Annotated in this window: 17 protein-coding genes, 1 tRNA gene and 1 pseudogene; 11 read left to right on the forward strand and 8 right to left on the reverse strand. The window is 73.0% G+C overall.

Annotation, left to right across the window (positions count from 1 at the left end; genetic code table 11):
- Positions 1–64: 64 nt before the first annotated feature.
- The 3 genes from sbnA to OYE22_RS23265 all read left to right on the forward strand — a co-directional run bounded on the left by sbnA (position 65) and on the right by OYE22_RS23265 (position 3,396).
- Positions 65–1,045 carry a 2,3-diaminopropionate biosynthesis protein SbnA gene (sbnA, locus tag OYE22_RS23255; RefSeq protein ID WP_277322209.1) on the forward strand — a complete coding sequence of 327 codons (981 nt, stop codon included), beginning with the start codon at positions 65–67 and terminating at the stop codon, positions 1,043–1,045.
- Positions 1,046–1,167: 122 nt separating this feature from the next.
- Positions 1,168–2,169 (forward strand): 2,3-diaminopropionate biosynthesis protein SbnB, encoded by a 1,002-nt coding sequence (sbnB, locus tag OYE22_RS23260; RefSeq protein ID WP_277322210.1) that lies wholly within the window; start codon positions 1,168–1,170, stop codon positions 2,167–2,169.
- A gap of 24 nt (positions 2,170–2,193) precedes the next feature.
- Positions 2,194–3,396 (forward strand): LuxR C-terminal-related transcriptional regulator, encoded by a 1,203-nt coding sequence (locus OYE22_RS23265; protein WP_277322211.1) that lies wholly within the window; start codon positions 2,194–2,196, stop codon positions 3,394–3,396.
- A 37-nt stretch (positions 3,397–3,433) separates the two neighbouring features.
- Here the strand turns inward: OYE22_RS23265 and OYE22_RS23270 are convergent, their stop codons facing one another.
- From OYE22_RS23270 to OYE22_RS23290, 5 genes are all read right to left on the reverse strand, one after another.
- The gene (locus OYE22_RS23270) at positions 3,434–4,465 is read right to left on the reverse strand and encodes an aliphatic amidase (RefSeq protein WP_277322212.1); all 1,032 of its coding nucleotides are present in this window, start codon (positions 4,463–4,465) and stop codon (positions 3,434–3,436) included.
- A gap of 329 nt (positions 4,466–4,794) precedes the next feature.
- Positions 4,795–7,956, reverse strand: a complete 3,162-nt coding sequence (locus tag OYE22_RS23275; protein ID WP_277322213.1) for a hypothetical protein — start codon at positions 7,954–7,956, stop codon at positions 4,795–4,797.
- The gene (locus OYE22_RS23280) at positions 7,946–8,386 is read right to left on the reverse strand and encodes a hypothetical protein (RefSeq protein ID WP_277322214.1); all 441 of its coding nucleotides are present in this window, start codon (positions 8,384–8,386) and stop codon (positions 7,946–7,948) included. Before OYE22_RS23280 ends, OYE22_RS23275 begins: the two co-directional genes overlap by 11 nt.
- 358 nt (positions 8,387–8,744) lie before the next feature.
- Positions 8,745–10,853, reverse strand: coding sequence for a GTPase (locus tag OYE22_RS23285; protein WP_277322215.1), 2,109 nt, complete (start codon positions 10,851–10,853; stop codon positions 8,745–8,747).
- A gap of 965 nt (positions 10,854–11,818) precedes the next feature.
- The gene (locus OYE22_RS23290; protein WP_277322216.1) at positions 11,819–13,792 is read right to left on the reverse strand and encodes an ATP-binding protein; all 1,974 of its coding nucleotides are present in this window, start codon (positions 13,790–13,792) and stop codon (positions 11,819–11,821) included.
- Positions 13,793–14,169: 377 nt separating this feature from the next.
- Between OYE22_RS23290 and OYE22_RS23295 the strand changes: the two genes are divergently transcribed.
- The 3 genes and pseudogenes from OYE22_RS23295 to OYE22_RS23305 form a co-directional block, all read left to right on the forward strand.
- Positions 14,170–14,242, forward strand: a tRNA-Arg gene (locus tag OYE22_RS23295).
- Between the two features lie 304 nt (positions 14,243–14,546).
- Positions 14,547–16,421, forward strand: a complete 1,875-nt coding sequence (locus tag OYE22_RS23300; protein WP_277322217.1) for a TerD family protein — start codon at positions 14,547–14,549, stop codon at positions 16,419–16,421.
- An 81-nt stretch (positions 16,422–16,502) separates the two neighbouring features.
- Positions 16,503–16,598 (forward strand): annotated as a pseudogene (locus OYE22_RS23305) (IS5/IS1182 family transposase); the annotation flags it as partial.
- A gap of 203 nt (positions 16,599–16,801) precedes the next feature.
- Here the strand turns inward: OYE22_RS23305 and OYE22_RS23310 are convergent.
- Positions 16,802–18,298, reverse strand: coding sequence for an MFS transporter (locus OYE22_RS23310; protein ID WP_277322218.1), 1,497 nt, complete (start codon positions 18,296–18,298; stop codon positions 16,802–16,804).
- 95 nt (positions 18,299–18,393) lie between these two features.
- Between OYE22_RS23310 and OYE22_RS23315 the strand changes: the two genes are divergently transcribed.
- Positions 18,394–19,050: a TetR/AcrR family transcriptional regulator gene (locus tag OYE22_RS23315; protein ID WP_277322219.1), complete on the forward strand. Its 657-nt coding sequence runs from the start codon at positions 18,394–18,396 to the stop codon at positions 19,048–19,050.
- A gap of 46 nt (positions 19,051–19,096) precedes the next feature.
- Here OYE22_RS23315 and OYE22_RS23320 read toward each other — a convergent pair whose 3' ends face one another.
- Positions 19,097–19,993 carry an alpha/beta hydrolase gene (locus OYE22_RS23320; RefSeq protein ID WP_277322220.1) on the reverse strand — a complete coding sequence of 299 codons (897 nt, stop codon included), beginning with the start codon at positions 19,991–19,993 and terminating at the stop codon, positions 19,097–19,099.
- Positions 19,994–20,099: 106 nt separating this feature from the next.
- Here OYE22_RS23320 and OYE22_RS23325 point away from each other — a divergent pair, with 106 nt between their 5' ends.
- From OYE22_RS23325 to OYE22_RS23340, 4 genes are all read left to right on the forward strand, one after another.
- Entirely contained in the window at positions 20,100–21,158 is a 1,059-nt protein-coding gene (locus OYE22_RS23325; protein WP_277322221.1) for a helix-turn-helix domain-containing protein, read from the forward strand.
- A gap of 64 nt (positions 21,159–21,222) precedes the next feature.
- The gene (locus OYE22_RS23330) at positions 21,223–21,705 is read left to right on the forward strand and encodes a GNAT family N-acetyltransferase (RefSeq protein ID WP_277322222.1); all 483 of its coding nucleotides are present in this window, start codon (positions 21,223–21,225) and stop codon (positions 21,703–21,705) included.
- A gap of 168 nt (positions 21,706–21,873) precedes the next feature.
- Entirely contained in the window at positions 21,874–22,650 is a 777-nt protein-coding gene (locus tag OYE22_RS23335; protein WP_277322223.1) for a phytanoyl-CoA dioxygenase family protein, read from the forward strand.
- Between the two features lie 101 nt (positions 22,651–22,751).
- The gene (locus OYE22_RS23340) at positions 22,752–23,618 is read left to right on the forward strand and encodes an AraC family transcriptional regulator (protein ID WP_277322224.1); all 867 of its coding nucleotides are present in this window, start codon (positions 22,752–22,754) and stop codon (positions 23,616–23,618) included.
- A gap of 108 nt (positions 23,619–23,726) precedes the next feature.
- Here OYE22_RS23340 and OYE22_RS23345 read toward each other — a convergent pair whose 3' ends face one another.
- Positions 23,727–24,434 carry a TetR/AcrR family transcriptional regulator gene (locus tag OYE22_RS23345; RefSeq protein ID WP_277322225.1) on the reverse strand — a complete coding sequence of 236 codons (708 nt, stop codon included), beginning with the start codon at positions 24,432–24,434 and terminating at the stop codon, positions 23,727–23,729.
- Between the last annotated feature and the right edge of the window lie 179 nt (positions 24,435–24,613).

A 24,613-nucleotide genomic window follows, 5' to 3' on the forward strand; every position in this document is an offset into this window, starting at 1 on the left:
CTGTCAGGTGTGGACCGGTCCGAGGCCGCGACGATCTCGCAGGCCCGGGAGAGGGACGATCGACATGATCTTCGAAAGAGCCTCCGACGTCGTCATGGACGACGTATTCCTCCGTCTGCCCGGCTTCCTCGCCACCGGCGAGGTGTTCCTGAAGCTGGAAGGGCTCAACCCGGCGGGATCGGTCAAGCTCAAGACCGCCGTCGCGCTGATCGAGTCACTGGAGCGGACCGGTGCGCTGCGCGCCGGCTCCCGCGTCATCGAGTCCTCGTCCGGCAACCTCGGCGTCGCCCTCTCGGTGGCCTGCGCGGCCAGGGGGTACGGGCTCACGGTGGTCACCGACCCCAACGCGGCCCGGCACTCGATCCGCGTCATGGAGAGCCTGGGCACCGACGTGGTCGTGGTCAGCACCCGCGACGCGCAGGGCGGCTACCTGCACACCCGGATCAACTACATCCACCAACGCCTGGCCGCCGACCCGGAGTTAGTGTGGCTCAACCAGTACGCCAACCCCGCCGGTGTCCGCGCCCACCGGGACCGCACCGCCGCCGCCGTACACGCCGGGCTCGGCCCCGTGGACGCGCTGTTCGTCGGCTGCGGCACCACCGGCACCCTGATGGGCTGCGTCGACTACTTCGGCGAACACAGCCCGGCCACCCGCGTCATCGCCGTCGACTCGGTCGGCTCGGTCACCTTCGGCGCCCCCGCCGCCCCCCGCTTCATCCCCGGCCTCGGCGCCAGCCGGCGGCCCGAGATCTTCGTGGACGACGGCGGCTTCGAGAAGACCCTGATCGCCGAGGCCGACACCGTGGCCATGTGCCGCCGGGTCGCCGAGACCTACGGGCTCCTCGTCGGCGGCTCCACCGGCACCGTGCTCGCCGCCGTGCGGCAACTCGCCCCCTCGCTGCCCGAGGGCTCCCGGGTCGCGGCCATATCCCCGGACATGGGCGACAAGTACATCGACACCGTCTACTCCGACACCTGGGTCACCGAGCGCTACGCGGACGTCTCCGGGTTGGCGAGCCTCGGCCACGTCACCACCACCTGACCACCCGGCCCACCCGAAACGGGCGCGGGCCGGCACCCTCGACCACCAGCCAACCACCAGCCACATCGCAGTCAGCCCGACCGAGTTCACGCCCACTCCCACCCACCCAGAAGGAAGAGCCGATGTCCCACTTCTTCGTCGTGCCCGGCGCGGCCGTCTCCACCGTCCTGGCCGGCGCGCACCAGGACGTCCTGCGCATCGTCGCCGACACCTACATCGCCCACGAGCAGGGACTGTCGGTCAACCCCGACAGCTACTTCCTGCGCTTCCCGGACAAGCCCAACGCGCGCGTCATCGCCCTGCCCTCCTACCTCGGCGGCGACGTCGACACCATCGGCATGAAGTGGATCGCCAGCTTCCCCGACAACATCAAGGAGGGCCTGCCGCGCGCCTCGGCCACGCTGCTGCTCAACGACTACGCCACCGGCTACCCGCTGGCCTGCCTGGAGGCCGCCACCATCAGCGCCGTACGCACCGCGGCATCGGCCGCCGTCGCCGCCTCCCGGCTGGTCACCTCGGCAGAACCGGCACGGCTCGCGGTCGTCGGCGCCGGCGTCATCGCCCGCACCATCCTCGACTACCTGCACGCGGCCGGCGTGGCCGTGGCCGACGTGCTCGTCCACGACCTCGACCCCACCAGCGCCGGCCACCTGAGCGAGCACGCCGCCACCCGCTTCGGCGTCCCGGTCGCCATCGGCACCCTGGACGACGCCCTCGACCGGGACCTGGTGGTCTTCGCCACCACCGCGGCCACCCCCTACGTCGGCGCGGACACCAGCCTGCGCCCCAGCCAGGTACTGCTGAACATCTCGCTGCGCGACATCGCCCCCGAGGTGCTGCTGCGCAGCAACAACGTGGTGGACGACGTCGACCACTGCCTCAAGGCGCAGACCTCGCCACACCTGGCCGAACAGCTCACCGGGGGACGGGACTTCATCACCGGCACGCTCGGCGCCCTGCTCCAGGGCGAGGTCACCCTCGACCCCGCCAAGCCCACCGTCTTCTCCCCGTTCGGCCTCGGCATCCTCGACCTCGCCGTCGGCCACCACGTGCTCGGCCAGGCCCGCCGGCAGGGCACCGCCATCGAGATCCCGGACTTCATCGGCGAGACCAAGCGCTGGTAGGACGCCACCGTCAGGAGGCACAGGGTGACGACCTCCCCGCACCACATCGACGCGACGGCCCTCGGGCCGGACGCGGTGCCGCACGCGCGCGCACCGCGCCCGGCCCCCTCCGCCGGCGCCCCGCCCCGGCGCGAGCGCCAGCCCGCACCCCAGGCGGCGTCGGCGGAGGCGGAGATCGAACAGCTGGCGTCCCTGACCCCGCTGGAGCCCGCCGCGGTCGAGGTCTACGCGCACGCGAGCCGTACCACCAGCATCGGCCTGCCCGACCTCGTACGCCTCACCGGCCGCCCCGAGGACGAGCTGACCCGCTGCCTCCAGACGCTGCTGCGGCTGCGCCTGCTGCGGCCGGCGCAGGCGGAGCCGGGCCGGCTGACGGCCGTCTCGCCGGACCACGCCGAACTGCACCTCGTCGAGCCCGCCGCGCGCCGGATCGCCGAACTCCAGGAGACGCTCACGCACGTGCGCGGCGAGCTGACCGCCCTCGCCGACCGCTACCAGGAGGGCGTCGCGCACCGGCTGCGCGGCCAGGGCACCGAGGTGGTCACCGGCGCGCTGGCGGTCCGCCGCCGCGTGGCCGAACTGCTCGCGCACGCCACGCGCGAGCTGCTCGCGGCCCAACCGGGCGCCGGCGGGCCGCAGGAGGCGCCGTGGGAACCGCTGGAACTGGCCGAGCCGGTGCGCGCCCGCGGGCTGCGCGTCCGCGCGCTGTACCAGCACACGGCGCAGTTCCACCACGCCGCCGTCGACCAGGCCGAGCATCTGGCCGACCTCGGCTGCCCGGCCAGGACGCTGGGCGACCGGTTCGCCCGCGCGCTCGTCGTCGACCGGCAGGTCGCGGTCCTCGCGCTGCGCGGCGACCCGCGCGGCGCGGTCGTCGTCCGCGACCCCAGCACGGTCGACTTCGTGGCCACCACCTTCGACCGACTGTGGGACCAGGCCACGCCCTTCCCGGCCAAGCTGGGCCGCCAGCAGGCCATCGCCGCGTCCGACGCCGTCAAGTCCGACATCGTGCGGCTGCTCGTCGCCGGCGAAGACGACAAGGCCATCGCCCGCCGCATGGGCATGTCCGTCCGCACCTGCCAGCGCCACATCAACGAGATCCTGCGCCGCCTCGGCGCCCGCAACCGCATGCGCGCCGGCTACCTCATCCACCAGTACGAGACGGAACACGGCACCTTCGACCCACGCGCCGAACACGGCCCGACGGGCCGGGAGCGGGCGGGTTAGCCCACACGGTCACCGGCCCGCCGCCCCCCGCGCCGGCTCAGGCCGTACCGCCCCCGCCCGGTGGCACGGGTGGCACGGGTGGCACCGAGGCCGTGGACCGGGTGACGGCCTCCGCGCGCTCGGCCGCCTTCCGGGGGTCGTTCGCCCACAGCCGGTAGAAGTCGAACGGGCACTCCGCCAGGCCCGCCGCGCCCTCGCCCGCCGCCTCGGTGCCGGTGTAGCCCCGGTGCACGAGCTTGAACAGGTGGTTCTGCGACTGGTCGTAGGTCCGCGCGTCCCGGATCGCCGACACCGAGAGCTGCGCGTACTGGATGCCGTACGGCTCCTCGCCGGTCTCACCCAGCGTGCGCCCGTCGAACCCGATGATCGCCGAGTGCCCGAAGTACGCGTACACGCCGTCGAACCCGGCGGCGTTGGCCACCGCCACGTAGCAGTTGTTGGCCCACGCCATCGCCTTGGACATCAGCACCTGCTGGTCCTTGGCCGGGTACATGTAGCCCTGGCAGCGCACGATGAGTTCGGCGCCCTTCATGGCGCAGTCCCGCCAGATCTCCGGGTAGTTGCCGTCGTCGCAGATGATCAGCGAGATCCTCAGGCCCTTCGGCCCGTCCGAGACGTAGGTGGACTCACCCGGGTACCAGGGCTCCACCGGACACCACGGGAGGATCTTGCGGTACTTCTGCACGATCTCGCCCTGGTCGTTGATGAGCACCAGCGTGTTGTACGGCGGCTTGTGCGGATGCTCCTCGTGCCGCTCGCCCGCCAACGAGAACACGCCCCACACCCGTGCCTCGCGGCACGCGGCGGCGAAGACGTCCGTCTCCTCACCCGGTACGGACGCCGCGGTGGCCAGCATCTCGGACCGGTCGTACATGATCCCCTGGGTGGAGTACTCGGGGAAGACCACCAGGTCCAGGCCGGGCAGCCCGCTCTTCACGCCCACCACCATGTCGGCGATCGCGCGGGCGTTGTCCAGCACCTCCTCCCTGGTGTGCAGACGGGGCATCTTGTAGTTGACGACCGCGACGCCGACCGTGTCCGGGCTCGACGAGATGTCACCGTGTCGCATCGCTCGCTCCTCCTCATCCTCACCTCTGGCGCGGTTCCCGCGCCGGGCGGCCCGGCGCGGTCGCGGTGCGCGGGTCCCGCGCGCCGGACGGGCGCCAGGGGGCGTCGTGCGGCGCTTGCCGAGTGGGGCGGAGGGTGGGGGAGTAGGGGCGTGGGGAGCGGCAAACAGGACGCTCGCGTTCCGCGGGACCTCCAGCAAAGCGCGGACCCCGCCCCACCCGCTACCCCCGTGGCGCGTTCGGCGGCACGGGGTGGGGTGGGGCGGGGCGGGAGCGTGCGGGACGGGGGCGTGGGTGGCGGGTGGCTGCGCGGGGCCGGCCGCCGTCCGGCTCAGTCCACGATGATGCCCGGGTAGCAGTGGTCGTGCTGCCAGTCCGGGGCGATGGGGTACCCGCAGTGGCAGAGTGCGGGTCTGGCGGGCTTGCCGTCGGCGCGGCGGCGGAGGGCCACCAGGAGGGGTTGCCGGCGCAGCCACTGGGCGGCGCTTTCCTCCGGGCCGCGGTCCAGGGTGTCGGGCGCGATGCGCAGGGTGCGTACGAGCAGCTCGTAGACGGCGTCGGCCTGGCTCAGGATGAACCGTTCCACGTTGCGGCAGTAGCGCGGCGACATGGAGTCGAGCAGGTAGCGGTGGTCCTGGGCGTCCTGCCAGACCTCGTCCTGGCCGAGGAGGGTGACCCAGTGCTCCTCGGCGGTCCAGTCGCGGTGCGGCTCGGGCGGGATGCCCTGGAGCTTGTCCCGTACCTCCCGCTGGGCCTCGCGCGCCTCCCGCAGCGAGCCGGCGAAGTCGGGGTGGGCCGCCGCGAGGTGCTCGTAGTGGGCGACTGCCTCCGCCACCTCGTGCTCGGCCCGGTGCACGTCGAGCCCGGAGCGCACGCGTCCTCGCGCGCACCGCACGAGCAGCCCGGCCAGCCGGGCCCGGGCCGCGTGGTCGTCCGCCGCCCGCTCGCGGACGATGCCCACCGCCTCCTCGGCCACCACCAGTCCCTCGCGCCACCGCTCGCTGCGGAAGAGGAAACTCCGCAGGTCGTTCAGGACCCGGATCAGCTCGGGCTCGAAGGCGGCCGGGTTGGCGCGCGCCACGCGCCGGTAGATGTCGGCCGCCTCCCGGGCGGTGGCCAGCGCCCGGGTACGGTCCCGCGCGCCCCAGTACATGACCCCCAGGTTGCTCAGCGCCAGCGCGAGGTCGCTCTCGTCCACCGTCACCGCACGACCGAGCCCGGGCCCGCCCGCCGCGGGCCCACCGCCGGGCCGCCCGCCTTCCGCGCCCTCGGCGTCCGGGCCCTCGGCGTCCGGGCCCCCGGCGTCCGGGCCCCCGGCATCCGGGCCCCCGTCGGCCGGTGGCACCGCGCCCTCGTCGGCGGCCGGCCCCGCGTCCGGCGCGGGAGTCCCCTCGGCCCCGCCGTCCGGCGCGACCAGGCGCCGGAACAGGGCTACGGCCCGCTCGGTGGCCTCCCGCGCCGCGTCCCACCGGCGGTGGCTCCACAGCAGCGAGCCCTGGTTGGCCAGGGCCATCGCGAGCCCCGGCTCGTACGCCACCGGATGGGCGTCGACCAGCCGTTGGAAGATCTCGGTCGCCCGGTCCATGGCCCGCAGCGCCTCGCGGCCCCGCTGTTCGGTGAGGAGCCCCTGCCCGAGGTGGGCCAGCGACACCGCGAGCCCCGGCTCGTGGGTGGCCGGGTCGCTCTGGGCCAGTCGGCGGTAGAGGTCCACGGCCTCCTGCGCCGCGAGCCGGCTCCGCGTGCGGTCGCCCACCCGCCCGGCGTACTCGCTCGCCTGCGCGAGCGCGGCCGCCAATTCCGTCTCCTGGTCGGTTCGCCGGAAGTCCGTGACCGCCCGCTCGGTCGCCGCGAGCGCCTCGTGCCGCTGGCCGGCCCGCCACAGCCGGAACCCGAGGTCGAGGTGGAGCCGCGCCCGCTCCAGCGGGGTCGCGCTGGTGGCCAGCCGCAGCGCGCTCAGCCGCTCGGCGAAGGGCGCGATGCCCGCGTCCAGGTCGAGTTGGCCCAGCTCCGGCAGGTGGCCGTCGATGGCCTCCAACAGGGCACGGTCCAGGTCCAGTTCGGCCAACGCGCCAAGCGCGGCGCCACCGGCGTCCACGGCGAGCGCGGGGTCGGCGCGCAGCACGCCCGCGAGCCCGTCCGTCAGGTGCGGCCAGCGGTGCGGGGCCGCCGCCGAGGCGAGGAAGGTCACCGCGCGGGCCGCGTACGCCGGCGGCTCGCCCCGCGCGTCGCGGGCCAGCAGCAGCCTCGCGGCCTCCGCCGCCCACGGCGCGCTGGCGTAGCCCGTGACGCCGTGCCCGGGAAAGGTCAGCGCGAGGAAGTCCTCGGCCAGCCGGTCGGGGTAGAGCGGCTCAAGGACGGTGTCGCCCCCGGGCGAGGGGTAGCAGGTGGCGTGGTCGGCGAGCAGCCGGTGCGGTTCGGCCACCTCCAGGCGGCGCAGCACGGCGGTGCCCGCCCCGTGCCCGGTGGCGCCGGTGAGCGCCGCGGCGAACACCGCCTGCCGCATCTCCTCGGTGGGCGTCGCGTACTCCAGCCCCTCCACCCGGTTCTCGTACAGCCGGTTCCAGTGCTCGTGCTCGCGGCGCAGCAGGTACGCGGCGAGTTCGGGCAACCCGTGCGGTACGCCGCTGCCGCGCGCGTGCGCGTCCACGGCCACCAGGGCTGCCATGTGCAGGGCCAGGGTGAGCCCGAACTCGGACCGGTCCAGGTAGTCGGGCGGCGCGATGGCCTCCGGGTCGATCCGGTAGTAGGCGGCGAAGGAGTCGCGGGCCGTACGGAACATCTCCGCGCGCGCCCCCGGGCCCCGCGCGCCGCCGGCCCCGCCACCGTCCGCCGGCGCGTCGGCCCCCGCGTCGAGTGGCCCGAGTGGCAGGTCCGCCGTGTCGGCCCCCAGGTCCGCCCGCTCCACCGCCCCGCACAGCGCCGGCCACGCCGAGACGCCGCGGGCCAGCAGCAACACCCGGGTGGGCACGTCGTGGTGCAGCAGTTGGTTGCTGAGCAGCAGGGTGAGGTGGGAGACCGGCCACCGGTCGGCGTAGTCCACGAGCAGCAGCACGCCGGCCGCCCCGTCCACCCGCAGGTCGTCGCCGCCCGTGGAGGCCACCACCGCACCCGCCCCGTGCGTCGCGGTCACCACCTTCCAGTTCGCCGCCGCGCTCTCGGTGGCGAACCGGGCGGCCAGCCGGGACTTGCCCTGCCCGCCCGGGCCGTGCAGCCAGGTCAGGGCGAGCCGGGCGGCCGTGCCGTCGCGCCAGTCGGCCAGCTTGGCCAACTCCCGCCGCCGGCCGGTGAACGCGACGACCTCGTACCGCGCGTTGAGCAGCCGACTGGGCTGGGAGAGCGGAACCCGCTCGGGTGCCACCGCGCGCGAGCGGTACGGCGCGAGCACGTAGACCGGCCCGCGGTCCCGGTAGACGTGCAGGTCGGCGCCGATGGTGCCGTAGACGTGCCCGCTGTTGACGTGGAAGACCTGCCGCGGCGGCAGGTCAGGGCTCACCGGTGGTCTCCGTCGCCCGCTCCGCCGGGGTCCCGTGGTGCACGATGACGTTGCCGTTGATGGTGTTGTACTGCTGGCTGTTGTCCCTGGCGTAGTTGTGCTGGCTGATGCGCGGCTCGGCCCGCGGGCTGGCCGCCCTGATCTCGTCGATCAGCGCACGCAGCTCCTGCTCCAGGTCGGGATGGCGACGCACCAACGTCTCCAACTCCTCGGCCCACAACACCAGCAGCCGGTTCCGTACGCGCTCCGCGTCCTCGGCCCGCGCTACCCGCTCCGCGTCGCTGTCCAACTGCCGCTCGATGCCCGCGGCCGCCTCGTCGCCGCCGCGCCTGAACAGCCGCGCCACGCCGTCGCGGGCCACCTGCCAGCCGTCGGTGGCCATCGCCCCCACCACGGCGCCCCCGCCCGCCAGGACCAAGTCCTCCAACACCCCGACTCCCTCCGTCCGTATCCCACCCTGACGCCCGCGGGCGCCACGTCGGTTCCATGGCACCGCCCCCGTGGCGGCGAGGCGCGCCCCGCGCCCGGCCCGGGCCGCGTTACGCCCCGCGCCGGGGCTCGCCGCGCCCCTGTCACCGTCTCATGTCGAACGGGACGCGTGACGTGGGTGGTGAACGGGGTGACGGGGGGTGGGGGGATGGGGGCGGGGATGGGGAGGCAGGGGGTGCCCGGTTCTCCTGTGAGGCGCGCTCACTTCCCTGCCCGGGCCTGCGCCCGCCCCGTACCCGGCCGACCCCCGGCCCCGCGCCCAGCCGGCCCCGGGCCCGCGCCGGGCCGAGCGCCCCGCCTCACACCCCGCCGGCGGCCACCACGTACCGCTCGCGCACCTGTCGGTAGCGCGCCAGCTCCGCCAACACCGCCTCCAGGACGTGTTCGCGCCCGCACTCCGCCACCCGCTCCCGCAACTGCCGCTCGGCCTCCTCGCCGTGCTGGCGGGCCGGGCCGCGCGCCGCCCACGCGCACAGGTGCGCCAGCGCCGGGCCGGTGAACCAGCCGGCCACCAGCAGCGCCGTCGGCACCCACCACGCCCCGCCGACCAGCCCCGCGATGGCGGCCAGCAACCAGACCAGGCCGGCCAGTTGTGCCACCAGACACGCGTTTTGGGCCAGCGCCGCAGCGGCCCACCAGCGCGGCCCGCGCAACGGCGAACCACCCCGCCCAGGGGCGTTCACCGCACGGTCGGCGACCTCCTCCACGACCTCGTCCAGCGCCTCCGCCAGCCCCGTGGCCGCGTCCCGCGCCACCTCGCGCACGGCCCTGGCCCAGGGCCGGGGCAGGCCCGCCGCGGCATCGTCGGCCATGGCCCGTACGGCGTACTCGACGGCCGGCCGCGCCACCGACGGAGCGGCCACCCGCTCCGCCCGCACGGGGGCGGCTGGCTCGGCCGGTGCGGGGACGCCGTGCTGAGCCGGTACGGGGGTGGCGGCCTCGGCCGGCAGAGGCATGCCGGGCGCGGGCGCGGCCAGCCGGCCCCGGGGTACGCCGGCGGGGGACGCCTCGGCGCCGGCCGCCGGCGAACCGCTCCGCGCCGGGGCGGTGTCGGTGGCCGGCCCGCGCGGGGTGGCCGCGAGGTCGCTCGCGGCGACCCGGAACTCGGGCCCGCCGCCTTCCGTCGCGGGGAAGGGGACGCCCCCGGCCCCCACCAACTCCCCGGCCCCCGCGACCCCGCTCCGCGCGCGCGGCTCCCACGCCCCGCCCCGCCCCCCGGGCAACCGGGCTCCGTCCGTCAAGCTCGCTGTGTCCGCCGCGTCCGCCGTGCCGCTGGTGCTGTCGCCTGTGTCGCCGCCCGGACTGCTGCGGGCGTAGGCGTCGTTGGTGTCGCTGGTGTCGCTGATGCCGGACGGGCGGGCCGCCACCGAGGGATCCGCCGGCGCGGGGCGCCGGCGCGGGCCCGTGGCGCGCCGCTCGGCCAGCCGGGCCCAGGGGGTGCCGCAGGCGTGCGCCGCCGCGCGCGACCACGCGCGCTCGGCCGCCTGACCGAGCGCCACCACGCCCGCCGCGTCCGCGAGCCCGTCCTCGAACTCCTCGCAGGCCCGTTCGCTCAGCCCGGCGTGGTCCTCGGCCAGGTAGGCGGGGCGCAGCCGCAGGGTGGCCCCGTCCACGTCCGCGGTCAGCCGTCGCTCGGCCGCGGCGCAGTCGACCGCGAACCGCCCCAGCGTCTCGCGCAGTTCGCCCACACCCTCGCCGGTCAGCGCCGACAGTGCCAGCACCGTCGCGCCGGGCTCGCCGTGCTCGCCGAGCGCGACCCCGTCCTCGTCGAGCAGCCGGCGCAGATCGTCCACCACCTGCCCGGCGGCGTTCCCCGGCAGCCGGTCGACCTGGTTGAGCGCGACGACCATCACCTCGGCGTACCCGGCCAGCGGGCGCAGATAGCGCTCGTGCAACACCGCGTCGGCGTACTTCTCCGGGTCGACCACCCACACGATCACGTCCACGAGCCCGAGCAGCCGCTCCACCCGGGCCCGGTGCCCGACGCTGACCGAGTCGTGGTCGGGCAGGTCGATGAGGACGAGCCCGGCGAACGCGGGGTCGTACGGCCGGGCCGGGCGGTGGCGGTCGGCGACCAGGACGCCGAGTCGGTCGAGCAGCCCCTCGGCGTCCTCGCTCCACGAGCAGGCCAGCGGCGCGCAGGTGGTCGGCCGTTGCGTGCCGGCCGCCGCGAGCGGCGCCCCGACCAGCGCGTTGAACAGCGTGGACTTCCCGCTGCCGGTCGAACCGGCGAGGGCGACGACGGTGTGGCCGTGCGAGTAGCGGTCCCGGGCCGCAGCCTGGTCGAGCACCTTCTCGGCCTCGGCGAGCGTCCGCCCGTCCACCCGGCCACGGGACAGCGCGACCACCTCGCGCAGCGCCGCGAGCCGGTTCCGCAACGCCGCCGCCCCCAGGGTGTCGCCCGCCACGCCGAACCCCAGCGCGCCCCGCCGGTACCGGCCCCCGTACGCCGACGGGGCTCCGCCTCCCTGGCCGTACGCCGGTGCGGCCCCGTCCCCTCGGCGGCCCGGGAGGCTCACGGCGCGGGCGAGGGCGTACGCGTCAGCGTCTGCATCCTCCTCGAGCGCCCCGTCGGCTACCGAGCCCGCGCCGATGCCCCTCGCGCCCCCGCGCACGGAAGCATCACCCGCGACAGCGGCACCCCCACCCGCCCCCAAGCCCTGGCCGGTTCCCGAGCTTTGGCTCGTTACTGAGCCCTGGCTCGTTCCCGAGCCCCGGCCCGTCTCCAAGTCTTCGCTCACCCACGAGTCGGCGGCGTCCGTCGGGCCTGCTGCCTCCGCCGTACCCGTAGCGGCCCCCGCGTCCTCCGCGCCGGTCGCGTCCCCTGAGTCCGCCGGGCGCTGCGCGCTCCCTGCTCCCTCGTCGTCACCCGTGCCCGGCGCGTGCCCGCCGCCATCGAGCGCGGCCGCCGTACCCTCGCCATCCGTCTCCACGGGCGTGGGGGCCCGGCGCGCGATCAACCCGTCGTCCCAGGAGTGCCGCGACGAGACCGCCGGAGCCCCGCCCGGAACGCCCAACTCCGGCACACCCGGTACCGCCTCGGCCAGCCCCCCGGCCGCCGCGTCCGCCACCCCACCACGCTCCGCCCCGTCACCCTGCGCCGCACCATCGGAGCCATCACCACCGGCACCAACAACGCCGTCGGAAGCGAGGCCAGGAACGGGAAGGGGCACAGGCCCGGGCGCGGGAACAGGAACAGAGACTGCGACAGGCGGAGGGGCGGGAGCGGTGACGGTCGCCTCGCCCCCGTCATCCCCGGAGCCCGCTCCAGTGACCGCCCCGGGGCTCTCGCCGTCGCCCTCCCCGGCACCGCCCGTCGTGGTCGTGCGGTCGCCCTCGGACTCCGGGCCCGGCTCCATGGCCGTCATCTCGGTCACCTCTCTCTCCGCTCCGATGCATGCCGTGCCGGCGGCCATGCCGCCGCGCGGGGGTGTTCCTTCCGCAGTACCGAAAGGGCGGCGATCAGGTCGGCCTGTTGCTCCGCCGCGATGTCGAGCGCGTCCAACGGGGCGAGCAACCGCTCCTGCTCGGCGTCCAGGACACGCCGTACGCACTCCTCAAGGAGTCGCCCGCCGCGCTCCCGCAACCGGAGCGCGCCGTGCACGCCGAGCATGTCCGCGAGCGCCTCGCCGGCGGCGCGGGCCCGGGGCCCGCCGAGCAGCCCCGTGATCGCCAGGGCCGCGACCGCGTCCGGATCGGGCGGTGCGGCCCGCTCGGCGACGCTCGACTCCTCCTCGGCCAGTTCCTCGACGCAACGCCGCCAGTGCCGCGCGGCCACCCCGGCCCGGCCCGCGACCCCGGCCGCGTCCGGCCTCGGAAGCGTCGCCTCCGCCGCCGGGTCGCGCTGGCTCGCCAGGTCGATCCGCGCGTCGGCGGCGCTGACGACGCAGGTCAACAGCGTGGCCAGGGACGAGGCGAGGGCGTCGAGCAGCGCGCCGGGGGCCACGTCCCGTGGATAGCAGTGCCAGTGCGTGAGCGCGTCACCGGCCAGCGGGGCGCCCTGCGCGATCTCCCGCAGGGCCCGCTCCTCGGCCCGCGCGTACGCGTCGACGACGCGCTGGGCGACCCGTACGGCCGCGGAGTGCTGGGCCGCGGCGGCGGAGGCCAGCGCGGGCACCTGGGTACGCAGCGCGGCGACGGCCCCCTCGGCGGTGCGCGCGGCAGCCGCCGCGCGGGCCACCGGGTCCTCGGCGCGCCGCGCCAGCCAGTCCCGGAGCGCCGCCACCGCGGAGGCCGGCAACAGCCCACTGCCGCCGCCCGCGGACTCCGGCAGCTCCGGAATGGTGAACCTCGGCACACCGCCGAGCCCGGCCTCGTCCAGCAACGTGGCGTACTCGCGGGCGACCTCGGCGGCGACCTGGTGCGGCACCCGGTCGAGCACGGTGATGAGCGTCACGTCGTACTCCCTGGCGGTCCGCAACAGGTGCCAGGGCACCGCGTCGGCGTACCGCGTCGCGGTCGTGACGAGGACCCAGATGTCGGCGGCGCAGATGAGCCGGGCGGCGAGTTCGCGGTTCTCGGTGACGAGGGAATCGATGTCCGGCGCGTCGAGCAGGGCCAGCCCGCGCGGCAACGCCGGGTCCGTCTCCAGCCGCAACGAGTCCACCAGCGCGTCGTACGGCTCGTCGGGCACGTAGTCAGCCGCCCGCCCCCCGGCGCCACCGAGCCCGTCGAGCGCCGGATAGCCGTCGTAGTCCCCGTAACCGTCCGCGTACCCCCCACGCCCCTCGCCGTCCGCGTAGCCGCCGTACCCCGCGTGCCGCCCCCGCACCACGTACGCCCCGGCCACCCCGCCGCCCCCGAGACCAAGGCCGGACCCGAGGCCGGAGCCGCGTCCCGGGCCGTCGCGTGGGCCGTGACGCGGCCCGAGCCCGCCCCCACCGCCGGCCCGGCCGTCCCCCATGCCGTACGGGTCGTCGTACGACACGTCGTACGCCTCGTGACCCGGCCCCGGCGGGCCGTCCTGAACCGGCATCCACACCCGGGTCAGGTGCGGGAGCACGCGCCGGCCGGAGAACCAGTGGCGGTCCTCGGGGTGGCAGACCAGGACCGGGGTGCGCGTCGTGGGCCGCAGCACGCCCGCCTCGGTGACCCGCCGGCCCACGAGCGAGTTGACCAGCGTGGACTTCCCGGCCCCCGTGGAGCCGCCGACCACCGCGAGCAGCGGCGCTTCGGGAGCGCTGAGCCGGGGCACGACGTAGTCGTCGAGCTGGGCGAGGAGTTCGGCACGGCTGCGCCGGGCGCGCGCCGCGCCGGGGAGCGGGAGCGGGAAGCGTGTGGCGTCAACACGGTCACGCAGTGCGGACAGCGCGTCGAGCAGTCGGGGCCGTACGGTCAAGGTCGCCACATGGGAACAATGCCCGCTTTTGCTTAGCTTTTGAAGCGTATACCCCCCTCTGCGCGCCGATGAGACCCGCCCGGATCACCACAGAAGGGACGGGGGAGCGGCGTGGCGGCTGAGGCGCAGGCATAACGAGTGCACAACACCCGCCCGCTGTTGCGTGAAAACCCGTGCAGGATTCGCACCTGCCTGCGATTATCGGCATCGCTTCACGGAACCTCCACAACGTGCCACGGAGGTGAAGCAACCGGGATGAGGCGTACGGAGCCCTATCCTTGTCCCGGCAACGTCACGGTTCCGCCCCGCTCGGCCGTCGGCACAACGGCCCAACGGTCGGAGACGCAGGCGCCCGGGGCTTCACCCGCCGTTCGCGGCCACAACCGGCCCCCGTAGCTCAGTGGATAGAGCAGGCGCCTTCTAAGCGCTTGGCCGCAGGTTCGAGTCCTGCCGGGGGCGCTCTTGATCATGTTGTTTTGCGTCCTCCTTCCAGGAGGGCGTTTCTGGTGGTCAGGGGCTTGTTAGTGAGTGCAGCCCACTGACATCGCGAGGCCCGACGGGCTCATCGCAGGCGAGTGTGAGAGTTTGACGGGGAGCGGTTCCACACGGGTTTTGTCGAGTGTTCTTCTCGAAAAGTTCCCGAAGTGCGGGGTGCGGTCTCTTGCGGCCGACTCGCGGGGGCAGCCTTCAACGCTTGGCGCATACCGGGGTAGATCGGAACCCAGGTTGATGGAACAGACCTTTCCGCACCATCCTTACCGCCATGGCTCTCCGGTCCCCCGCTCTCGACACGTCCATATCCGGCAGGCGCGACTATGCCCTCGACTGGGCTCTCGTGGACGTCGAGACCTCGGGGCTCATCCCCCGGCGGGATCGCGTTCTGTCGATCGCGGTGGTGACCGTCGGGCCTGACGGTGAGCAGACCGGGGAGTTCTCCACACTGCTGAACCCGGGATGCGACCCCGGGCCCGTGCACGTCCATGGCCTGACCGCCGAGCGGCTGCGCGAGGCGCCGACCTTCGAACAGGTCGCCGAGCGGATCGGGGCTCTGTTCCAGAACCGGGTCTTGGTGGCCCATAACGCACAGTTCGACTACGACTTTCTGGCCCACGAGTTCGCGCGGGCCCGCCTGCACCTGCCGGTGACGCGGCGTCTGTGCACCCTTGCGCTCAACCGGCAGGTGGATCCGCCCACCGCAGACATGAAGCTGGGCACGCTGGCCGCCCACTACCGGGTACCGCAAGCCCGGGCGCATGACGCACTGGACGACACCCGGGTGCTCGCGGGAATCCTCCGCGCCACTTTGCGGGAGGCAGCCGCGCTCGATCTGCCGCTGCCGCTGGTGGCGTGCCCGCCCCGGCAGGACCCGCGGTTCGCGCCCAAGCCGCCGAAGACGCCGTGTGCGCACCGCAACCCTGGGCGGCTGGAACCGGGCGGCTCGCTCGTCCAGGGAATGAAGATCGCCATCACCGGGGAGACCGTGACCTCGCGTGCCGAATTGGTAGCGCGGTCGGTGGCTGCCGGGCTGAATGTGATGTCCTCAGTCAGTCGGCACACCAGCGCATTGGTTACCAACGACTCCACGTCCGACTCGGCAAAGGCCCGACGGGCCGTGGCCGAGGGTGTACCGGTCATCGACGAGGACACTTTCCTCAAGCTCCTCGTCGATGTACGGCCGGGAGTGCTCCATCAAGCCCCCATGCCGAAGACCGATACGTCCGTGCCGGAGGGCGCGCCTGTATCGGTGCCGACCGTGCCGGCTCCGCGCCCGTCGCAGCCCGCGCCGGCCTCGTCAGCGGACAAACCGCTGGTTGGGCGGAGGGTGCTCGTCCTGGGTGGCGAGCACCCCGAGGCGGTCGCGGCCCGCAGCCGCGTCGTCGAATTGGGCGGCTCCGCCGCCGTCAACCTCTCGCGCAGCGTCACCGACGTCGTCGTCCTGCCCGGCGGGGAGGACGATCGCCGTATGGAACGGATCGCAGAGCTGGGACTCCCGGTGCGCGACGGGGAGTGGCTGGGTGATCCTGCGGCCGATGCCGGTCTGGCAGAGCGGGAGGCGGAGAAGGGAGTGGCGGAGGCTGCCGCCGATCGGTCGCGGGCTCCGCGTGTGCTGCCCCGTGGCGGGGTGATCGATTTGCCGGCGCCACCTGCCGGGACTCCTTTGCCTCAGTGGCAGGTCACTGCGACTTGGGCGCCGCAGGAGCGCTGCGAGATCGACGTGGTCGCCTTCGTGCTCGACGAGGATGAACAGGTCACCTTCGACGAGGACTTCGTGTTCTACGGTGCCCCGGAGAACCCCGGCGGCACGGTCCGCCTCCTCACCGACGGCCCCGCCGAACAGACCATCGTCCTTGACCTCGCCTCGCTTCCACCGGCCTCGCGGAAGGTTGTGGTCGCGGCTGCCATCGACGGAGACGTGACGTTCGGGGACGTTGGCGCGGTCCAGGTGGCCGCTGTGCCCGGCGAGAGTGCGGCGGCGCTCGCACGGACCACCCTGGACGCGGCCACCAGTGAACGCGCTCTGCTGCTTGCCGAGATCTACCGGCGCGGTCCCGTCTGGCGCTTCCGCGCCATCGGACAGGGCTACGACCACGGACTCGCCGACCTGGCACGCGGCTACGGCGTCGACATCTCCGACTGAGTCGGCGATGCCGTACGGCGGCAGCCGCTTCAACGAGACCGCCTGCGGCGAGGGAAGGCCGGCGGCAGACCGCCGGCCTTCGATCGCGAGCTTTTCAGGGCCCGCAACGTGGTCGAGCGCTGCTTCAACCGCCTCAAGCAGTTCCGCGCGATCGCTACCCGCTTTGACCAACTCGCCACCCGCCACCACGGGGGACGGGAGAAAAGCCTCGCGTTCCGGCTTCATGGGGGCCGTCCCCCGGGCGACGCCCAAAAGTATTCCGCCAGTTGTCGGACGTGGTTCCCGGGTTGCCCACCGGGCGGCGCGTCAGCTGGCCTCTGCCGCCCGCCATGGAGGCCCTCGCCGCCTGTGTCGCACCCGGCCCTCCTGCACCGCACCCGCTACCCGTCGTTGGCCGGGACCGTTTCTGCGGGCTGCCGCCGGGCTTCCGGTCGCGCCGGGCGCGGCTGCTTCGGCAGCAGTACGGACAGGAGCAGGGCGAGCGCCATCGCGCCGGCCGCGCACAGGAAGACCCAGTGGGCGGCCGTCACGAAACCGCGTACCGCCTCCGCCTGGGCCTCGCCCCGGAGGTGGGCGATGGCACTTGTCGTCGATCCGGGCACCCGTGACTCGTACACCCGGGCCAGCACCGTGCCGAACAGCGCTGTGCCCAGCGCGCTGCCCAGGGTCTGGAAGAACCGCGCCGAGGTGGTGGCCACGCCCAACTGGTGTGCCGGGGCGGTCTCCTGCGCGAGCAGGATGAGCTGGCCGAGGAGTTGTCCGAAGCCGAGGCCCAGCAGCAGCATCTCGCCTCGTATGAGCCACAGGCTGGTACCGGTACCGCTCGTCGCCAGGAGCGCCAGGGCGATCGTTGCGGTCGCCGTACCGGAGACCACGAAGGTCCGGGTCGTCCAGCCGCAGTAGGCCAACCGGCCGGAGACGAGGCCGATGACGACCATGCCGATCGCCATGGGGATCAGATAGAGGCTCGCCTGCGTCGCGGCGATGCCCCGGGCGAGCTGGAGATACATGAGGACGTAGACGATCGAGCCGGTCAAGGCCATGCCGAGCAGGGTCTGGATGGCGAAGGAACCGCCCAGCAGCGGGTGCCTGAGGAGCGATAGCGGCAGGATCGGCTCCGGGGCGGTCGCCTGTCGCCAGAGGAAGAGTGCGAGCAGCAGCGCCGCGGCGCCGATCAGCCCGAGGATCGTAGCCGAAGACCAGGCGTAGTCCGTGCCACCCCACTCCGTCACCAGCAGCAGCGCGCTCGCGAAGGCTGCCACGAGGGCGGCGCCCAGGAAGTCGATGCGGCGGGCGACGGTCTGCCGTGGTAGGCGCAGGGTGTAGCCGGCGGCGACGAGGACGGCGACGCCGAGCGGCAGGTTGATGTAGAAGATCCAGCGCCAGTCGGCGTGGTCGGCGAGGGAGCCGCCGACGATTGGACCCAGCGTCATGCCGGCGCCGGCGATCAGTCCGCCCATGTTGCCGCCGTTCGAGCCCGGTCTTCCGGCTGCGGCCATGAGCTGGGCCATGACGACCAGGGTGACACTCATCAGCCCGCCGCCGCCGATGCCCTGGATCGCCCGGAAGGCGATGAGCGCGTCCATGTTCTGGGCGGCGCCGCAGAGCCCGGAGCCGAGAAGGAAGACGGCCACGGCACCGAGGAAGACGCGCTTGGCACCGATGACGTCGCAGAGCTTGCCGTACAGGGGCAGGGCGGCGGTGGCCGCCAGGCTGTACGCACTGATCAACCAGGGGATGCGGTCCACCCCGTGGACGGGGTCGAGGTCGCGGACGATCGGCACCGTCGCCGCGGAGACGATCTGCATGTCCAAGACGGCGAGGGTCACGGTCGCCAGACAGGCGGCAAAGGCGATGTTGCGCCTCAGGGGGGTCATGGATGGAGAGGCCATGCAGCCCACGGTGACACCAATTCATGTACCGAGTCAATTTTTCTCCTCAGCACAAAAATGTTCTTGGTAAAGTCAAGGTCATGGCCGAACGTATGGGGCTGCGCGAGCGCAAGAAGCGGGAGACCTCGCTGCGGATCTGGCGGGTCGCCATCGGACTCTTCGTCGAGCGGAGCTTCGACGAGGTGCCGGTGACGGAGATCGCCGAAGCCGCGGGCGTCTCGAAGATGACGGTCTTCAACTACTTCGGAACCAAGGAGGACTTGGTCCTCAAGCCCCTGGAGGAGCACGCCGACGAGCTGGCCCGCGCGGTACGCGAACGCTCGCCGGGCGAGTCCGCCGTGGCGGCCGTGCACCGGCAGTTCCTCGAACAGCTGGCGGCGCGCGAGGCGTCGATCGGGATGAACCCCGACCCGCTGAACCTGCGTGTACGCGAACTGATCCTGGAGACTTCCGCGTTGCTGACCCGGACTTACGCCTGGAGCGCCCGCACCACACGCCTGCTCGCGGACGAGTTGATCGCCGAGGCGGGCCGGGAGCGAGGCGGTACGGGCGAGGCGGTCGCACAGTGTGTCGCCATGCAGATCGCCGCGGCCCGCACCTCCCTCGTCAACGAGATCCACCGGCGCCGGAGCGAGGGGCAGAGCGTCGATGAGATCTACCCGGCCATGGTCGCCCTCGCCCAGGAGGTCTTCGGGCTGGTGGAGAACGGGCTGGGCGCATACGCGGTCCGCCGCTGACGGCCGAGAGGCCGCGGGGGCCGACAAGGCCCAGCCCGTGTCGGTCTCACTCGGCCATGGCGCGGCGCAGGGCCGCGGCGAGTTCGGCGATCTGCCGCTGAGAGACCTGGGCGGAGATGATCGCCTGCGAGCCGTGGAAGGTACCGGGCCACTGGTGCAGTTCGACCGAGACGCCCGCGCGCAGCAGGCGCGACGCGTACTCGATGCCTTCGTCACGCACCGGGTCGAACTCGGCGGTGGCGATGTAGGCGGGCGGCAGGCCGGACAGGTCCTCGGCCCGAGCCGGGGCGGCGTACGGCGTGGCGGGCTGGGAGCCTAGGTAGTATCGCCACACCGTGGCCAGCGTCTCGCGGTTGTGCCAGGGCGTGTCGGTGAAGTTCCGCTGCGACCAGGTCTCCTGCCGGTCATCGAGCCCGGGTTCGTTGAGGAGTTGGAAGCTGATCGCCGGCCCCTGTTGATCGCGCGCCCGCAGCGCCACGGCGGCGGCGAGCCCCGCGCCCGCGCTGTGCCCGCCGACCGCGATCCGCTCCGGGTCGATGCCGAGTTCGCTCGCGTTCTGGGCCGCCCAGGTCAGTACGGCGTAGGCGTCGTCCAAGGCGGCCGGGAACTGGTTCTCGGGGGACCGACGGTAATGCACCGAGATCAACGTCGCGCCGGAGCCTTCGGCGATCCTGCTGGCCCACGGGTGCTCGGTGTCCAGATCGCCAAAGATCATTCCGCCGCCGTGTAGCCAGAGGATGGCGCCCTGGGCCTGGTGCGGGCGGTAGATCCGCACCGCCACGTCGGGTTCGGCCGGCACCGTGCGGTTCTCGATCTCCATGTTCGAGATCTCCGGCATCGGCGTGGAGGCGGCCCGCTCGGCGAAGCTCTGACGTGTGGCGACCGGATCGGTCATGTCGATCGCTGGAAGAAACGGGAGGAATGCTTCAAGTTCGGGGTTCATGAGGACTATCTTCACCGTCGCGCTACCCGCGATCGCCCGCCAACTGTCGGGCGTCGCGGCGTGATCACGCGCCAGTCGGCGCACCGGCAGTGTCTATTCTGACGTCATGGAGGCACTCGCCGAACGACTGTCCCAACTCGATTCACACGTCCAAGGCGTGGTGCGCGTCGTCGCGTTCTACGACACACTGATGCGCCGCCGGGTCGACCTCCCGGCCCTCGCACGAGCCTCGGCGGGCCTCGCCGAGTGCGTGGCCGGTATACGGCTCCACGGCACGGGATGGATGATCCGCATCGCGCCCGACGGCAGGGAAGCGTCCGTCCCGCCACAACGCGCGTCCTCCACCGCGCCGATCACCCTCGACGAGGAGGAACTGGGCACGGTGTGGCTGGAGCGCCCCGGCACACCCGGCTCACTTGACGAAGTACTCCTTGACCGGCTCGCCCTCGCCGTCGCGTCAGCCGTCGAGCGGTACGGCCCGGCCCGCACCACCATGGCCGACCCCGCCCTCGTCGAGTTGGTGATCAGTTCCGACGCCGACGAGGCGGCCAGGGCGCGAGCGCTGCGACTCCTGGGTTTCGCCGCCGGCCTGCCGCTTCGCGTCCTCGCCGTACGCTCGCAAGTCCCCCTCGGCGAGATCGGCACCCTGGTCTGCCCGGGACGCCCGGTCAAGGCGGCACCCGTCGGCGACGTGGGCGTCATCCTGGCCACCACCATCGAGCCGGAGCGCATTCCCGCAGGCGTACGCGCGGGCATCGGCGCCCCGGGAAGCCCCGACCACTCCTGGCGACAAGCCCGCACCGCCCTCCGTTTCACCACCCGACGCGAGCCAGTCATCCACTACGACAACCTGGGCGCGCTGGCGCTGCTGGCCGAGATACCCCACGACATCGCACGCGGCAACCCCGACGTGGCCGCCCTCGTCCGTGTCGCCGCCCGCCCGGAAGACCTGGAGATCCTGGACGCCTACTGCGCCACGGGCTCCCTTCGCCGGGCCGCCGACCTCCTGCACATGCACCACAGCAGCGTCGCCCGCCGAATCGAACAGATCGGGAAGGCTCTGGGCATCGAACTCACCGAGCCCACCGGCCTGATACGGGCCAGGCTCGCCCTCACGACGCGGCGGCTGATCGACGGCTGGCCGGCTGCTGAGGTGGGACGATAGCGTCCGCTCCCCCTTTTTTCGGTGTTTCCACGGACATCAGTGCTTTGCATTACTGTCCTGGCGCATGAGTGATCAACAGCTTGAAGTCATGGTCCGCCGTGCCCGGAACACCGACATGGACGGGCTGGTCGAGTCCAGCAGTGCCCTGTTCGCGGAGGACGCGGGCACAAGGGACCCCAGCGTCGATGTGGGCTGGCCCCGCGAGTTCGGACACCAGGAGTTCGCCGCCGCGATAGACGACCCGAACAGGCTTCTTCTCGTGGCGGACCACGGCGGGCAGGTCGTCGGACACCTGACCGCGAGCGTCGCCGAGGGGAGCGCGAAGAGACCAGCGAGGTCCGCGACGCTCGTGAGCCTGTACCTGCGGCCCGCCCACCGCCGCGGTGGACTCGGCGCCCGTCTGGTGGGGCAGTTCCTGGCATGGGCCAAGGAAGCGGGGGCGGAACTGGCCGAGGTAAGCGCGTACTCCAGTAACACCGACGCGATCAGCTTCTACGAACGGAACGGATTCACCAGCCAGTCGGTGACGTTGCGGTCCCCGTTGTAAGCCGCTGGCAGCGCGGGCCGTGCCAGCAGCACGGGCCTGCCGTTGGTGACGGGAACGATGGCGGCCGGGTGGTTGTGCACGCCGCCTCACCGCGATCTGGTGATCGCCCGATAAAGGCGGTGCGGAGAATGTCGGGTGGCCGGGCCGGTGCCACCGCACGATGGGGGCATGGATGACACGTTCTTGGTATCCCGTTTCCTCCGTGACGGTTTCGTGAAGTTGGAGGGTGCTGTCGCGCCGCGCGTGGCCGCGGACTGCGCGCGGCTGCTGTGGCGGGAGACGGGCTGCGACCCGAACGACCCGTCGACGTGGACGCAGCCCGTGCACTGGGTGGCCGGTATGGCACAGGGGCCGTTCGCCGCCGCGCCCAACTCACCCGCCCTGCATCGCGCGTACGACCTGCTGGTCGGCGAGGGGCGCTGGGAGCCGCGCTACTCGCTGGGCACGTTCCCACTGCGCTTCCCGCACGAGGAGGAGCCGGACGACGCGGGCTGGCACATCGAGGGGAGCTATCTACCGGAAGGCGAGAGCTGGTACTTCACGAATCTGTGTTCCCAGGGCCGGGCGCTCTTGATGCTGTTCCTCTTCAGCGAGGTCGGTGAAGACGACGCCCCGACCCGGATTCGCGTCGGCTCGCACCTCGACGTGCCAAAGGTGCTGGAGAAGTACGGGCAGGACGGGGCAAGCGGACTGGTCCTGGCGCCCGAACTGGTGGCGGCATCCGACCACCGGCCACTTGCCCTGGCCACCGGGTCCCCGGGCGACGTCTACCTGTGCCATCCCTTCCTGGTACACGCGGCACAACCGCATCATGGGATGCGCCCGCGCTTCATGGCGCAGCCGCCACTCCTGCCGGCCGCACCCTACGAACTGGAACGGGCCGACGGCGCGTACTCACCTGTGGAGAAGGCGATCCGTCGGGGCCTGGGACAGGACACCCCCTGACCAAGCGGGGACAGTACCAACCACGGCGCAGGGTGAGTGTGCTTCACCGCCGTCGCCGGCAAGGCGGTGGTGGTGAAGGAGAAAGGACAAGAGGAACGGGCATGTTGGAGCGGCTGAACCAGGCCATGGAGCACATCGAGCATCAGCTGGACCAGGCTGTCGACGTAGCCGAGCTGGCACGCATCGCGGCCACTTCGGAGCATCACCTGCGTCGGATGTTCTCCGCGCTCGCGGGCATGTCGTTGCCGCAGTACATCCGACGCCGTCGGCTCACGCTCGCGGGTGCCGACGTACTCGCGGGGCACGACACACTGCTGGATGTCGCGGTGCGCTATGGCTATGGCTCCGGCGAAGCGTTCGCACGGGCGTTTCGCGCCATGCACGGCATCGGGCCCAGCGAGGCCCGACGTACCGGCGCCGCGCTCGTCTCCCAGTCCCGAATGGCTTTCCGTCTCACCGTCGAAGGGAGCAGTCGTATGCGCTACCGCGTCCTGGACAAGGCGGACTTCACCGTCGTCGGGCTCAGGACCCGGATACCGCTGGTGCATACCGGCCTGAACCAGGCGATCACGGACTTTGTCCGTGGGATCGATCCGCAGACCCTGGAGCGCCTGGAGAAGCTGTCTGACCAGGAGCCGCACGGCATCGTCACGGTCTGCGACGGCATGGAGCCCAGCCGCACCGAGGGCACCGAACTCGACTACTACCACGGCGTGATCACCTCCGCGGTCGCTCCGGAGGGTACGAGCGCATTGGAGGTCCCGGCCGGCACCTGGGCACTCTTCACCGCCTCTGGGCCGGCACCGCGGGCCATCCAGGAGCTGTGGCGGGACGTGTTCACCGAGTGGTTCCCATCGAACCCGTACCGCACCCGCACCGGTCCTGAGATCCTGCGCACCCGCCTGTCGCCGGACAAGACCGAAGCCGAGGCCGAACTATGGCTCCCGGTCGAGCACGAACACGGCTGAACGCGGCGCCCTCACACCGATCGGCCCATGCGATGGCGGAAGGCGGCCAGACCTTACGGCAGGCCGTCCTGACCAGCGGGCGCGCCTCGACGGCGGCGAAGCCCGTACCTATCCACCCTCGCCGGGAATCTCGGCCGTGGTCTGCGCGAGCAGCCCGTCGACGAACGCGCGCAGCCCCCTCGGGTAGGTGTCCCGCGCGGCGAACTCCGCCCAGCGGTCACTGACGGCGGCCAGGTGAGGGGCCCGGTCCGCGTCGAAGGAGTCGCGGAAGGCGGGGAGTTCGCGGTCGACGAGCCGGTGCGGGGAGCGGGCGCGCACCAGGATCTCGCCGACGGTGTAGTACCAGATGCTGCGGAAGATGTGCACGGACTGCTCGGGCGTGCAGCCGTAGTCGTGCGCCCCGGAGACGATGTCCTCCACCATCCACAGCGCCGACTCGTCCAGGAGGCCGACGAACCCGTCGGCCGTGACGACCTCCGCCGCCCATGGCCAGGCCGCGAGGACATCGTGGCCCGCGAGCGCGGTGGCGACGATGCGGTCCCGCGGGTCGGCGGGCGGCTCGGGCCGTTCGACCTGGCCCAGGTACTGGTTGAGCAGAAGAACAAGCAGATCGTCCTTGCCCCGCATGTGGTGGTAGATGGTCGTCGTGCCGATGCCCGTCTCGGCGGCGAGGCGTCGGAGGGTCAGCTTCTCCCAGCCGTCCCGGTCGATGAGCCGGCGCGCCGCCTCCAGGATTTGCGCGCGGGAGGTCAGCGGTGGCCTGCCGGTGCGGCCGTGTGGTGCGGGTGACGCGGACGATGCGGGGGTCGAGGGCATCGTCCCATCATGCCGCGTCGACGCTGCCCGGCCGGGCGGGGGCGGAACGGAGTGCCCGACCGAGCCGCTCCCCCGGGGCCGTCATCCGGCCACCGACGGCCGGATCTCGCCGATGCGTTCCCCGTCACGGGCCCTCGATGCTACTTTCGAAACGCGTTCCGAAAGTCTTTTCGCTCCGC

Source organism: Streptomyces sp. 71268, assembly GCF_029392895.1.
Taxonomy (GTDB): domain Bacteria; phylum Actinomycetota; class Actinomycetes; order Streptomycetales; family Streptomycetaceae; genus Streptomyces.